This is a genomic window from Companilactobacillus keshanensis (assembly GCF_003946205.1).
Taxonomy (GTDB): Bacteria; Bacillota; Bacilli; order Lactobacillales; family Lactobacillaceae; genus Companilactobacillus; species Companilactobacillus keshanensis.
The window spans coordinates 19,683-33,840 of record NZ_RHOS01000010.1 but is presented as its reverse complement, the minus strand read 5'-3'; the positions used below and the strand labels follow the sequence as shown (position 1 = coordinate 33,840).

Sequence of the window (14,158 nt, the reverse complement as noted above, 5' to 3'; positions counted from 1 at the left end):
TATATACAAGCACGTGGCCTTTTATATAAGGGGAGTTTCATGGACAAAGTAGAGAAATTACCTGAGGATATAAAAACAATTTGGCGAATAAATGTACTTATAGATGGCTTTTTGTATTTAATAATTTTATTGGCGTTGGTAATCCTTTCAATATTCCTCCCAGAAAAAGGGCAAAATTTTATCGAAATAGTTCAAATCGTAGTGGGTGTTATAGCAATTGCTATATTGGCTGGAAAACTTATTTTGATACCTTATCGTTGGAATTTTTGGACATATTATATTGATGAAAGACAAGTTGAATTACATAAAGGATTCTTCTTTAGAAAACAAATTATTATTCCGATTGCAAGAATTCAAAATGTCACCTTGAAGCAAGGACCAATTCTGCGGATCAAAAGCCTACAAAAGGTTATCGTGGTGACTGCTGCTGGCAAAAGTGAGATCGAGGGTATCAAATCTGACCAGGCCGAAGCTTTAAAAGAGTTACTGATGAAGTTAGCTCAGGAGGCCAAAAATGATATCTAAGGCACACAGACTTCATCCAGCAGCTATTTTGTTTTACCTATATAAAGAACTTAAATCTATTATTTTACCGTTATTTTTTATGTTAATTGCTTTATTGAATGGTTCAGTAATAATAATGTTACTGACAATAATAGGTTTGATAATGATCGTTATCACACATTGCTTATTAAAATATTTTACTTTCAATTATCAATTGTTGGACCATGAAATTTTAGTCAGGAGTGGAATTTTCGTTAAGAAGGTTAATCATGTTCCGTATGATCGAATTCAAAATATTACTTCTAATCAATGGTTCTTTCTAAAACCATTTGGTTTAGAGGAGCTGGAAATAGAAACTGCGGGGCATTCTGAAGGTCCAGAGGTTAGTTTGGCCGCCGTTTCTGTGAAATTAAAGGACGAACTAAATAGGTATCGGTCAGAAGTTGATACGGAAGATAAACCTAAAAATGTTTCACGGGAAACTTTTTCAGGTGAATCGTATTCGATCACTTGGAGAGAGCTGCTCAAATTTTCGTTAACGTCACCAGCATTTTTATCAGGACTTTTAGCTGTTTTGGCAGTTTATGGAAAAATTCAAAATGGTATTAGTAAGAAATTCTATGAATTAGCCGCGAATAAGATGCAGCATTTAGGAATTATTTTGACCATAGTGGGATTATTTCTCGTAATGTTGATTTTCTATATTGTTTCAGTAGTGGTATTGATTGCTAAGTATTACCATTTTAACTTAGTTAAGTATGACAATAAATTGCAGATGAAATATGGATTATTTAAAACAAAAAAGACTTCTATTTCGACTGGTCGTGTACAGGCAATAGTTATAAAGCAGACGTTATTGCGTAGACTTCTGAAAATTGCCACAGTTAAGCTGGTAATTATTTCTAATTCTAAAAAAGAAGATACTGAAAAAGATATCATTATTATGCCAGTAATTGAATCCGCGCAGATAGATAAGTTTCTAAATAGATTTTTTCCTGATATTTCGACATATAAGGTGAAAATTAAAGAACCTTCACCCAAAACTTACTATTATGATTTACGCAATACGCTTATATTTACAGTTATCTTGAATATTATTTTTGGGATGTTATTTTATAAAATTTTTTGGTTAGTAATAATTTTTGCTTTAGTATCTCTAGTGTTCTTTATGGCATCAGCATATTTGAAGGCTAGAAGATCAAATCTTTCCATTATAGATAATAAGTATTTATATTTAACAAATAATCATTTATTTACCAAAAATACCTATTTTGTCCCTAAGAGCAGTATTCAAATAGTTGAAAGACGACAAAGTATCTGGTTAGAAAAAAATTTCTTTGCTCATTTAAGGATCAGTTGCCGCTCCGGTGTTGGGGAACGAGTCATTATGGTTAAGTATTTATCTGTTGATTGGATTGATGAGGTTGTTGGTTGGTATAAGAGTTAGGTAAGTTGTTATTAATAAATAGAAAAATACCCCTCGAGTATACAAATTAGTATATTTGAGGGGTATTTGAGTTTTTAAACGTAATATCAAGCGGTGACAGTAAGTTGTCCCGCAATAAACTGTCTAGTCACTAACCTTATCCAATCCTTGTTTAAGGTCAGCAATCAAGTCATCAGCGTTTTCAATACCAATTGAAATTCTGATTAAATCTGGTGTTATACCGGTCGCTAATAGCTCTTTTTCATTCAATTGAGCATGAGTTGTTGAAGCTGGGTGAATGATCAATGATTTAGCATCACCGACATTTGCTAGTAGGGAGAAGATATTCAAGTTAGAAATAAGTTCCTTACCAGCTTTTTCACCGCCAGTTAAACCTATTGTAAAGATTGAACCGACACCCTTTTTGAAGTCTCTTTTAGCTAAGTCGTAGTAGGGACTGTCTTCTTGTTCAGGATACTTGATCCATGCGACTTTAGGAGAATCTTGGAGGAACTTGATAATTTTACGAGTGTTTGAAACGTGGCGCTCGATCCTAAGTGACAATGTTTCTAATCCTTGGATCAATAAAAATGAGTTGAAGGGACTGATAGCACCACCGACATCACGGAGAACTTCAGAACGAACCTTAGTTGTAAAAGCTCCGCCCTTTAGATCAGCGAAAACTAAACCACTATATTGTGGATTTGGTGTGACGAATTCTGGATAACGATCAGATTTTCGATAATCAAATTTGCCGTTTTCAGCAATGACACCGCCCATGCTAGTACCGTGACCACCGATAAATTTAGTAGCTGATTCAACGACGATATCAGCACCTAATTCTAGTGGTTTATATAGATATGGTGAAGCAAAGGTATTATCAACGATCAATAGTAGTCCGTGTTTATGGGCGATCTTTGCAATAGCAGGGAGGTCAGATAAGTTGATATCAGGGTTACCAATACTTTCTAGATAAAGAGCTTTTGTGTGTTCATTGATTTCCTTTTCAAAGTTTTCTGGATCATCTGAGTTAACAAAGTGTGTTTTGATACCTAACTTTGGAAAAGTAACGTTGAATAAATTGTAAGTGCCACCATAAAGGGTACTTGCTGATACGATTTCGTCACCAGTGCCCGCAATATTTTGAATAGCAGCAGCGATAGCAGCAGCACCAGTTGCCAAAGCAACACCGGAAGTACCGCCTTCTAGTTTAGCAACACGTTTTTCTAAGACATCGGTTGTTGGATTAGTTAAACGAGTGTAAATGTTACCTGGATCTTTTAATGCAAAACGATCAGCTGCTTGTTGTGGATCTTTGAAAACGTATGAAGTTGTTTGATAGATAGGAACGGCACGTGCTCCAGTTTCATCAACAGTTTGTCCTGCATGTACTTGTAATGTCTCAAAGCTATATTCTTGTTCACTCATAATTGTAATTCCTCCAAAAATTGTAATTAATTAGTATTTGTTATTTTTTAAATTTGTTAGTTATGTTGGATGATTCTTCTGTCAACGCCGCCAATTTGCAACCGCGGCATTCGAAAATCACTCCTAAATGTATAATGGCAAAATTTATTTGTACTTCTTTTTGACATCAAAATCACCTCCGTTAAATTAAAAAAGTATAAAAAAAGTCCCCATGCCGACTAATGTCAACATGGGGACGATGTGGTCGTGGTACCACCCCAATTCGTAGAGAGACTCTACCTCAACAACTCATTATATATAAATATAGTAAGTTCGGGATGATATCGCATCCTTGCGTACCGTCAGCTTTCACCTAGGTAAGACTCCAAGCTCATCTTCAATCAATTTTTCGTTCCGCCTTTTCACTATCTAGCGGTCACTATGCAAGCTACTCGGTGATTTACTCTTCTTATCAACGTCTGAATTAAATTTTCTTTAATTAAATTAGTGATTATTATAGGCGTCGAATTATAAAAGTCAAGCTCAGTTTAAAAATTAATATTCGCCTTCAGTAATTTTATCTAAGGTTTCTTTTGAAGGAATGAAGAATAAATTACCGGTTATTGGTGTACTGAAATCCAATAGGCGATCGCTCTTAGTAAACATATTTGTCAGCATTCTATTAGTTATAGCGAAGTCTTTGGAATAGCCAATAAAGTAAGTTCCAGTGATATCTTTGGCAGGGTCTGAAAAAGGCACATTCATTCTAACAATTTTATGTTCTACACCGTCTTTTTCGTCTTTAGAGGCAATATTATGGGCATTTGGTAATTTCTCACCATCATCTAATTCACGATCAGAGAACTTGTGGCGACCAATTGATTTTTCTTGGTCCTCAGTTTTTAGAGCATTCCAGGCTTCCATATTGTGAGTGTATTTTTGAGCAAAGGCATAAGATCCGTTAACAAATTCTGGATCCTGTTTTTCATCTATCAAGGTGTAATCCATGGATTCAATACCAGCGGGATTTTCAGTTCCATCAATGAAACCAACGATGGCACGGCCTTCAAAATATCTGAAACCATGTGTTTCGTCTTCAACGGTGGTGATTGGTCTTAAGATACCCATGAATTGGTCGATGATTTCGTAACAAACTGACATTTTAGAAGCGCGAACATGAATAAATAGATCTCCGGGTGTAGAAACGGCAGTATATTTAGGACCTTTGATTTCTTTGAAAGGTGCTAATTCCTTAGGCTTTGGTGCATCTGGGAAAAGGTAATCCCAGGCGTTTGAGCCAAACCCCCAGGCCACATGTACTTGGGCCTCAGGATCACGAACTCGCATACTGTTAATGATAGAGTTGGACATGTCGGAAAATTCTGCAATGGTATCTTTTTCGCCGCTTTGATCTTCATGTTTTAACATCAAAGTTGTAAAAATAACACTTTCTCCAGCGTCCTTATAAACGTCTTGAGCTTTTTTAATATCAATAGTCATCTGTTTACCTCCAAGGCTTATTTAAACAAATAGTAACATATGGATCGATATCTTTTTGATTTAAAATTCGTAAATTTAAATTGTTGATTTTGTTGTTAATTTAGGATAATAATTAATCATTGAATGAAAAAATTAATAATTGATCCGAAAGGGAGCAATACAATGTGCACAAGCATAAGTTATGAAGCCTTAGATGGAGCTAAGTTTTTATCAAGAACGATGGACTTTGCTTTTGAATTAAATGGTGTACCAACATTTTTACCTCGAGAATATGAATGGATCTCATCGTTTGATAAGAAAACTTATCAGGCTGATTATGCGATTCTAGGAACAGGTGCCAAATATGGAAGTAACTATATGGTAGCTGATGGATTCAATGAATATGGATTATCAGCAGCCGAATTATACTTTGCACACAAGGCTAAATATGATACTGAACCCACACCCGGAAGTATTAATTTGGTTTCTGAAGAGTTTCTGTTATGGGCCTTAGGTAATAATAAATCTATCGCTGAATTAAAAGAAAATATTAAAAATGTTCATATTATTGAATCCGACAGTGGTGTGATGGGTAAAAATCAACCATTACACTGGATTTTTAGTGATTTAAGTGGTGCAACTTATGTTTTAGAGCCAGAAGGTGATGGTTTGATTTTACAAGAAGATAAGACTGGTGTTATGACTAACACGCCGGACTATTCATGGCATGAAACCAATTTAGCTAACTATTTAGGTGCACAACCTAATAATTTCGGTGCCAAGAAATTTGGCGATTTGGAAGTTGAGCCGTTAGGACAAAATGGAACCTTTCGTTTACCAGGCGGCTACACGGCGGTTGATCGTTTTATTAGAACTGCTTTTAACCGTGAAGTTATCGAAAAGCCAGTTGATGCGAAAGAAGCGGTTAATACAATTATGCATATCTTGGATAGTGTTGATGTTCCAAAGGGGGCTAATACTAAACCAGATGGTTCAAGCTATACCCAATATCAATCTATTCATGATATGACTAATAGAATTATGTATTATATTCCGTACGCTAATAGAAATACTTTTAAAGTTTCTATGACAGATGAAATGATCAATGCGCAAAAAACTCCCAAGGAATTTCCTGTTAATATGACTCAAGAGTTTAAAGAGTTGAATTAGACGACAGTTTATGCTTTTATGCCGCATCTTATTTCGAGTAATTCCACCTGTTGCAAGGCCGCCTTCAGCCAAGGTCTAAAGGCTCGATTTTGAACTTTGCTTTCGCAAATCTCAGAATTGTCCATGGTGTAAGGACGGCAAATAACCGTCCAATACCATTGTCGCTACTGGTTCCATTACCCGTAATCGAATATTAGTATCCTTGATAATAAATAATAATAGGTTCCAGATATATGATTTATGGTTCTTTCTCTAGCAAGACTGGAGAAAGGATCAATATACTTGTATATTTGGTGCCTTTTTTTGTGGTATGTAAACTGCAACTAAAATGAGATATAATAAATATAAATGATAGCTACCTTATATAAAATTGGTGCGTTCCAAAAGGAGAAACTATGGCAGACTTAGTTTATCAGCGAGTTATTAGTTCACTAAAAGAAAAGATAGATGCAAATGTATACCCCGATATGCGCTTACCAGACGAACGTTCATTGGCAGAACAATATGATGTCAGTAGAAGTTCGATCAAACGTGCTTTGAGCAATATGTCGGAACAAGGGATTATCTTTAAAAAGCGTGGGTCAGGAACATTTGTTAATCCATTGTACTTAAAACAAGATTCATATTTTAATTATAGCGGCAGTAATTTGGGTATTACGGATAGCTTCAAATCTAATGGGCAAAAGCCCGGAATCAAAGTTTTAGATTTTGATGTTATCAGACCAGATAAAGATATGCAGGATAATTTATTCTTGCAGGCGAGTGAATTCGTTTATTCATTTAAGCGATTGCGCTTATTAGATGACAAACCATTTATGATCGAAAGAGGTTATATTCCAATCAAATTAGCTCCCGAATTGACTGAAGAAATTGCATCTGATTCGATTTTTAATTATGTAGAATCTGAATTAGGCAAGGAAGTTAATAAAACATATTTAGCAATTTCAGCTGCCCCATCTGATGAAGAAGGAAAAAAGTTATTGAATTTAAAATCTAACGAGCCATTGGGGATCATGGAAGGTATTTTTTTCCTAAATGATGGAACGCCGTTTGAGTTTTCAACCATGAAGCTGCACTATAAATATTTCAAATATGATTCATTCGTTGATCTAGATAACCATTAGTAAATTATTTTGAAAAATTGGGACGGCCCAATTAGTTAACTGGTTGACTTTAATTATAATACTGGTTATTATATACATGTAAAACCTAAGGAGTGTGCCGTTATGACAAACTATTCATCAAAAGAATATTTAAACTTAGTCGACAAATATTGGCGTGCAGCAAACTATGTTTCTGTTGGTCAATTATATTTAAAAGATAACCCATTATTAAAACGTTCTCTTAAACCCGAAGATGTTAAAGTTCACCCAATCGGACATTGGGGTACTATTGCAGGTCAAAACTTCATCTATGCTCATCTAAACCGTGTTATTAATGAATACGGCGTAAATATGTTCTATATCGAAGGACCAGGTCATGGTGGTCAAGTTATGGTTTCAAACTCATATCTTGATGGAAGCTATACTGAAATTTATCCTAAGATCACTCAAGACGAATCGGGTATGCAAAAACTCTTTAAACAATTCTCCTTCCCAGGTGGAATTGCTTCTCATGCTGCTCCTGAAACACCAGGTTCAATGCATGAAGGTGGCGAACTAGGTTACTCACTATCACATGGTGTTGGTGCTATTTTAGATAACCCTGATCAAATTGCTGCTGTTGTTATTGGTGATGGTGAATCGGAAACTGGTCCATTGGCCGGTTCATGGTTCTCAAATGTGTTCATTAACCCTGTAAATGATGGTGCGGTTTTGCCTATTGTTAACTTAAATGGATTCAAGATCTCTAACCCAACGATTCTTTCGCGTAAAAACGATGAAGACTTGAGAGAGTATTATAGTGGCCTTGGCTGGGAACCTCTCTTTGTTGAAGGGGATGACCCTGATGAAATGCATCCAGCGATGGCTAAAACTTTAGATGTTGCTATCTCAAGAATCAAAGATATTCAAACAGAAGCTAGAAAACACCCGGCTTCAGAAGCTACAATGCCAAGATGGCCAATGATCATCTTTCGTGCACCTAAGGGCTGGACTGGTCCTAAGGAGTGGGATGGCGAACCGATCGAGGGTTCATTCAGATCTCACCAAATTCCAATTCCTGTAGACCAAAATGATATGCAACATGCTGATGCCTTAGTGGATTGGTTAAAATCATACAAGCCTGAGGAATTATTTAACGAAGATGGTAGTTTGAAGTCTGAAATTGCCGAAATGGCACCTAAGGGTAACAAGAGAATGGCCATGAACCCTATCGTTAATGGTGGTATAGATCCTAAACCTCTTAAATTGCCAGACTATAAGAACTATGCTTTGAAGTTCGACAAACCAGGTGAAAAGACTGCTCAAGATATGATTGAGTTAGGTAAATATCTCAAGGATGTTATTTTGAATAATCAAGATAACTTCAGATTATTTGGACCTGATGAAACAATGTCAAACCGCTTGAATCATATGTTTGAAGCTTCGCCACGTCAATGGATGGAAGAAGTTAAAGAACCAAATGATCAATATGAAGCACCAGTTGGTCGTATTATTGATTCACAACTTTCAGAACATCAAGCTGAAGGATTCTTAGAAGGATATGCTTTGACAGGTCGTCACGGTATTTTTGCCAGTTACGAAGCATTCTTAAGAGTTGTCGATTCAATGTTGACACAACACTTCAAGTGGTTGAGAAAAGCTGATGAATTGTCATGGAGAAATAAGTATCCATCACTTAACATAATTGCTACATCAACTGCTTTCCAACAAGATCACAATGGTTATACTCATCAAGATCCAGGTATCATTACACATTTGGCTGAGAAGAAACCTGCATTTATCCGTGAATATTTCCCAGCTGACACAAATTCATTGTTGCCAGTAATGCCTAAGATTCTTGATGACCAAGAGAAAATCAATCTATTGGTTACTTCAAAACAACCACGTCCACAATTCTATTCAATTGAAGAGGGACAAGAATTAGCCGATAAGGGTCTTAAAGTTATTGACTGGGCTTCAAATGATAATGGAAGTCCTGATATTGTTTTTGCTGCCGCCGGAACAGAACCAAACCTTGAATCGCTTGCTGCTATCAGCATCTTACGTAAAGAGATTCCAGATCTTAAAATAAGATTCGTTAACGTTGTTGACCTATTGAAGTTGAGATCACCAGAAGTTGATCCCCGTGGATTATCTGATGAAGAATTTAATAAGATCTTTACGGCCGACAAGCCAGTATTGTTTGCTTTCCATGGTTTTGAAGATATTATCAAAGATATCTTCTTTGATCGTGATAATCATAATCTATTTGTTCATGGTTACCGTGAAAATGGTGATATCACTACACCTTTCGATATGCGTGTTGTAAATGAAATGGATCGTTTCCACTTAGCAGAAGAAGCAGCTACTGCCGTTTATGGTGATAAGACTGATAAATTTGCTGACGAAATGGAAGCAGAAATTGATAAACATAATAAATACATCCGTGAATATGGTACAGATCTTCCAGAAGTTGAAAACTGGAAATGGGATGTAAAATAATAATTAAATTAAAAAGAGCTATTTGGCATACTGCCAAATAGCTCTTTTTTGATCATATTTTTCAAATATTAATATATGATTATGAGTAAAGTGTGTGGGGAGGGAACTATGAACTTAAAATATTTTACTCATAGAATTAATAGTGAATGGATTCTTGTTTCAATTTTAACAATGGTCGGTGGGCTTATTTTGCCAGGAAGTATGCTGATAAATGTGCGGGCATCCGATTCTGTAAATAGTGCAGTGATTGAGAAACAGGCTAACTATACTATAAATTACTTAGATGCTGATACTAAGAAAGTTATTGGCAGTCGTACGGGGAATGCTGCGGTTGGATCCTTTGTTACTATTCCAGAAATCAAGGTTGCAGGTTATTCGAGTAAATTTTCCGAAAATAATGTATTTAAGCTAACTAATGAAAACGAGCAGACAATAACTGTGACTATGAAGGCAGTCGCAGATACTCATTTTATACTTTTGGAACGGGAAGCAAATGAAGATGATATTAAGCGTACAAAATTTGATATTAAAGCTAACGATCCTGATAACCAAAAAATTATAGCTGAAAATTTGAATAAACTTCAGCGAGGAAGAAGAATTTCATTTGTAAATTCGTGGGTTGGTAATGTAGGATTTAATGACTTGCCATATTTGAAGGGTATGGAAGATGATACTGCTGAAGAAATATTTCAGAAGATTTTTGATGAACAAGGAAATAATGAAGACTTATCAAATAATGATCATATTGCAGAAGTCGTTTTTAACTATTTACCACTTGATACCCCTCATGAAGAACACTATATAGCCAAGGGTGGGTATTTAGATGGCCAATTAATATTTGTTGATAAAGTAAATACATATCCTACAGTTAATGCTAGTGGTATTGGAGTAAAGGACGCTGTCTCAGGATATTCTACCGAAAATGTCGATCAGGATGATATTTCATATAATCGAAAAAGAAAGATTTTGACATACAAAGTTCCACCTGTGAAGGATGCATCATTTGTTTTTAATGAGCTTGATAAAAATGGAAAGCCTCTTAAGAATTTTAAAATTACAGTTAAGGCTAATAGTAAGATCGATATAAATGATAAATTTTTCAGTAAATTATTTCTCAATAGGAAAGTTATTTTAGACAAAACTTTTTACAGAATTTTTTCTTCAGAGGGAGAGATTGGAGAAATGTACCTCTCACAACTTAACTATAAATTTGCTGAAGATCTTAGTTTGAAAAGTGTTATTAGTCAGATAATAAAAAACATGTATCTTGGAAATATAGTTCCAGAAGAATTGTCTGATGAAAGAATCGAATATAATATATATCTAGAAGATGATTCAAACCAGAGCGTTAAGCCTAAACCATCGCCGGTTACAAACAAACCGATCGAGATAATTAAAAATATTGCGACAGCAACACAAAACGTCAGACTATATGACAAAAATGGGAAATTGATCACTAATCGAGAGCTAAGTAGTAATACTAAATGGAAAAATGTTTTAGGGATTTATATAAATAAGGAGCTATGTTATCAAATATCTGCTGATGAATATGTTAAATCTAAGGATGTATATGTCTACACGGATACAGATACTTCTAAAATTAAAGTAAAATCCAGTCAGGGCAATAATTTGGTCGATCACTTAGGTACAGACTTAGACAGAGATTTGAGACCATTGAGTGAGTGGAAAACTGATTTAATTGCTTCTATAAAAGATAAAAAATATTATCGAGTTTCAACGGATGAATTTATTGAATTAGCTAAGGTTCTTATTATTTAAATCAAAATGAACCAAAAATTAATTATTTAAACCGATTTTAAGAATTGGTTCATATAAGAATAATAAATGAAGTGAAAAGGCCTGAAAATGAGGCCTGTGAAAATTAGAGGCTTTAATAGTGTCTAGTGCCAATGAACCGTTGTAATCCTTTGATGTAACCGATTACCAGACACTAAAAAACAATAGTTGTAAGGGCTTGAAAAAGAAAATTTCACATGGTACTCTCGACACGTAGAGAGTTTGAAAAATTACAAGGTGGGTGGATATTATGACAAATCAAGTTGTAAATAAATTAGGATTAATGGCATTAATGGCAGTAGGGGTAGTAATATTAATGTTACTATTTATGATACAAGCGGGATATGCTGTATTAGCTGCCGCTATTGTGGCAATCGTTTTAGCAGTTTATGCTCAAAACGTATTCGGTAAGAATCATACGTTTATCCTTCATGACTAGATAAGGATCATACGAACTAAAAAGGATGTGGTGAATTCCACATCCTTTTTAGTTTCAGTAAATGATAGCAAAATAAAAACACCGCAAGGACTTTGCGGTGTTCATAGCTGAGAAAGTAGTTCTCAGCTTTTTTGTGACCCAATTATCAGGGGGGAAGGTTGGGTTTTTTGTTGTATTTTGAGGATTAATGCTTTTTTATATGAAGAATACATCAGGGAGAATCATAAGTTAAGGAGCTCTTCGCTTTCCTTTAGCTTATATTTATATAATAGCCAGTAAATGTGAAGAAAGTGTGATGCAAATTCGAAAAAATTAAATTTATTTACTGTAAATAAATTTTTTGCAGGTCAGAAACTTGATTATCACTTACATGTAATTCATTTCTGATATAATTAGCTAGACTGCCTGAAGTTTCCTTGATGGCCTTTTCGGCTACTGATAAGTAGTTTTCATTAACTGTCATCAGAGCACGGATCGATTCAACTAGTGACGCATCACGCTTTTCAACTTCCTTAAGGATATCTGCTACGTAGAATTTACTTGCTTGATTAGTTAGTAGATAATCTTGTTTAATAGTTGGCAAGGGAATTCCTAAACTATATAAGAAGAAAACAGCTCCCATACCAGTACGGTCCTTACCAGCACTACAATGGAATAGTAATACGTCACGATCATTAGAATTACCTAATAATTCATCGAAAAAGTTTCGATAGGCTTTCTTTGATTGATCTTCAGTTATCATTTCCTTGTAGACGCCCAGCATATGTTCATAACCATTTCTTGGGTCAAAGTCGATTTCAGGAATGACTGATTCTTGGATCTTTGAAGCTTCCGTTAAATCTTCACGAAATACCGGTAGAGAAATGTATTTTGTACCACTAGGTAATCTATCAGGACTCTTGTCAATCTCACTTTGAGAGCGGAAGTCAACGTCTGTTTTGAGACCATAGTCACTTAAAAATTTTAAATCATTATCTGTTAATTTATTTAGACCTGCTGAACGCAGAATTTTGTGATACTTAACTTGCTTACCACTAGCAGTTTCATAACCACCTAATTCACGAAAGTTAATGCCCTCTTCAAGATTTAAGATACGATGTGTTTGTTGTGTAGCGTTATCCATATGTGTACCCCTTTATCGTTTAGTCTATTTTCAATTATAACAAAAGGAAGATTTGTCATGAAATTTATCATTGCCCCCGGAAAATATCGCCACGTTAGCTCTCGAAAAATAGGTCAAGCTATTTATAGCGGTATTTCGCGTGCATTGCCAGATGCAGAAATTGTCACTATGCCGGTCACAGATAGCGAATACGGTATGCCGGCGTTAATTAAGCATACAATCGGCGGAAAATGGGCCGAATTACCATTTTTCGATGCCTTTTGGCAAAGTAAAACGGGACGCTATTTGGTGACAAGCATTGATAGTCAGGATACCGCAATTATAGATTCAGAACAAATAGTAGGTCTTGATCTGGCGGCCAACAAAAAGAGAAAAGACCTGTTTCATGCGACTAGTCACGGTTTAGGAGAATTTATTCTAGACGCAGTGTCAAGTGGGCATAAGAATGTCGTTATCTGCTTAGGCAGAACGGCTGTTGCCGATGGTGGCTTTGGAGCTTTGCAAGCTTTAGGGGCTAAAATATATGATGAAAACGATGAGCTTATACCGGAAGGTGAAAATCCATTGATCAATGCTTATCGGATGAACTTGGAAGGCATAGCTCGTGTCTTGCCTAAACGTACCAAAATCACCGTTTTATTGAATTATTCTGCAAATTTTGAACCTGAGGGAAATTATGAGTTTTTGAATAAAACTCAAGTAAGTTTTTTAGAAGATAATCTCGTTTATGTTACTGAAAAAGTAAATCAGAAGTATAATTTAGATATACACCCGATGCCGCATTCGGATTCGATCAAAACTTTGGCAGGAGCTTTTGCGATGATCAACGCTCATATTTTTCGTTCCTCGTTTGAGTGGGTGGCAAATGTAACTGGTATGGATCAGACGATTCGTTCGACTGATGTTTTAGTAACCGCTACTGATATTATTTCAGCAGATGCGATGCATGATGAGATTCTTTATCATCTGAGTAAAATTGCTGGAACGGTCAGAATCCCTACTTTTGCTTTATGCAATAATTTTGTTGATGACTTTGAAGACTATGAACAATTGTTTACAGGTATTTTTTCAACCCAGATGGTTAATCGACAAATGGATGATGAAGATGAAAAGATGATTTTTGGGAAGTATGAATCGGCGGCAAACCAGTTAGCTCGTACATTAACGGCATTTTCTTAGTATTATTTATTGAATAAAACTCATTAATGCATTAATCTTACATTAAAGAG

General features: G+C 35.4%; 11 protein-coding genes. 8 read left to right on the top strand and 3 right to left on the bottom strand.

Annotated elements, in window-relative coordinates; genetic code table 11:
• The first annotated feature begins 39 nt into the window (after positions 1 to 39).
• Together EKM64_RS06845 and EKM64_RS06840 are read left to right on the top strand one after the other, a co-directional pair.
• A complete protein-coding gene (locus EKM64_RS06845) occupies positions 40 to 525 on the top strand; it encodes a PH domain-containing protein (protein ID WP_125676945.1) in 486 nt (161 codons plus the stop codon).
• Positions 515 to 1,951: a PH domain-containing protein gene (locus EKM64_RS06840; protein ID WP_125676943.1), complete on the top strand. Its 1,437-nt coding sequence runs from the start codon at positions 515 to 517 to the stop codon at positions 1,949 to 1,951. Before EKM64_RS06845 ends, EKM64_RS06840 begins: the two co-directional genes overlap by 11 nt.
• A 123-nt stretch (positions 1,952 to 2,074) precedes the next feature.
• Here EKM64_RS06840 and EKM64_RS06835 read toward each other — a convergent pair whose 3' ends face one another.
• Positions 2,075 to 3,358, bottom strand: coding sequence for an O-acetylhomoserine aminocarboxypropyltransferase/cysteine synthase family protein (locus EKM64_RS06835; RefSeq protein ID WP_125676942.1), 1,284 nt, complete (start codon positions 3,356 to 3,358; stop codon positions 2,075 to 2,077).
• A 534-nt stretch (positions 3,359 to 3,892) separates the two neighbouring features.
• Positions 3,893 to 4,837, bottom strand: coding sequence for a Dyp-type peroxidase (locus tag EKM64_RS06830; RefSeq protein ID WP_125676941.1), 945 nt, complete (start codon positions 4,835 to 4,837; stop codon positions 3,893 to 3,895).
• Between the two features lie 162 nt (positions 4,838 to 4,999).
• Here EKM64_RS06830 and EKM64_RS06825 point away from each other — a divergent pair, with 162 nt between their 5' ends.
• The 5 genes from EKM64_RS06825 to EKM64_RS06805 all read left to right on the top strand — a co-directional run bounded on the left by EKM64_RS06825 (position 5,000) and on the right by EKM64_RS06805 (position 11,806).
• Positions 5,000 to 5,986: a choloylglycine hydrolase family protein gene (locus tag EKM64_RS06825; RefSeq protein WP_125676940.1), complete on the top strand. Its 987-nt coding sequence runs from the start codon at positions 5,000 to 5,002 to the stop codon at positions 5,984 to 5,986.
• A gap of 395 nt (positions 5,987 to 6,381) precedes the next feature.
• The gene (locus tag EKM64_RS06820) at positions 6,382 to 7,110 is read left to right on the top strand and encodes a GntR family transcriptional regulator (protein WP_125676939.1); all 729 of its coding nucleotides are present in this window, start codon (positions 6,382 to 6,384) and stop codon (positions 7,108 to 7,110) included.
• Positions 7,111 to 7,212: 102 nt separating this feature from the next.
• On the top strand, positions 7,213 to 9,570 hold the full coding sequence (locus EKM64_RS06815) for a phosphoketolase family protein (protein WP_125676937.1): 2,358 nt from the start codon (positions 7,213 to 7,215) through the stop codon (positions 9,568 to 9,570).
• Positions 9,571 to 9,678: 108 nt separating this feature from the next.
• On the top strand, positions 9,679 to 11,349 hold the full coding sequence (locus EKM64_RS06810) for an SLAP domain-containing protein (protein ID WP_125676935.1): 1,671 nt from the start codon (positions 9,679 to 9,681) through the stop codon (positions 11,347 to 11,349).
• A gap of 268 nt (positions 11,350 to 11,617) precedes the next feature.
• A complete protein-coding gene (locus EKM64_RS06805; RefSeq protein ID WP_125676933.1) occupies positions 11,618 to 11,806 on the top strand; it encodes a hypothetical protein in 189 nt (62 codons plus the stop codon).
• A gap of 322 nt (positions 11,807 to 12,128) precedes the next feature.
• On the opposite strand, the gene EKM64_RS06800 is transcribed toward EKM64_RS06805, so the two are convergent.
• Positions 12,129 to 12,929, bottom strand: coding sequence for a tyrosine-protein phosphatase (locus tag EKM64_RS06800; RefSeq protein WP_125676931.1), 801 nt, complete (start codon positions 12,927 to 12,929; stop codon positions 12,129 to 12,131).
• A gap of 57 nt (positions 12,930 to 12,986) precedes the next feature.
• On the opposite strand from EKM64_RS06800, the gene EKM64_RS06795 reads away from it, so the two are divergent.
• The gene (locus EKM64_RS06795) at positions 12,987 to 14,108 is read left to right on the top strand and encodes a glycerate kinase (protein WP_125676929.1); all 1,122 of its coding nucleotides are present in this window, start codon (positions 12,987 to 12,989) and stop codon (positions 14,106 to 14,108) included.
• Positions 14,109 to 14,158 lie beyond the last annotated feature (50 nt).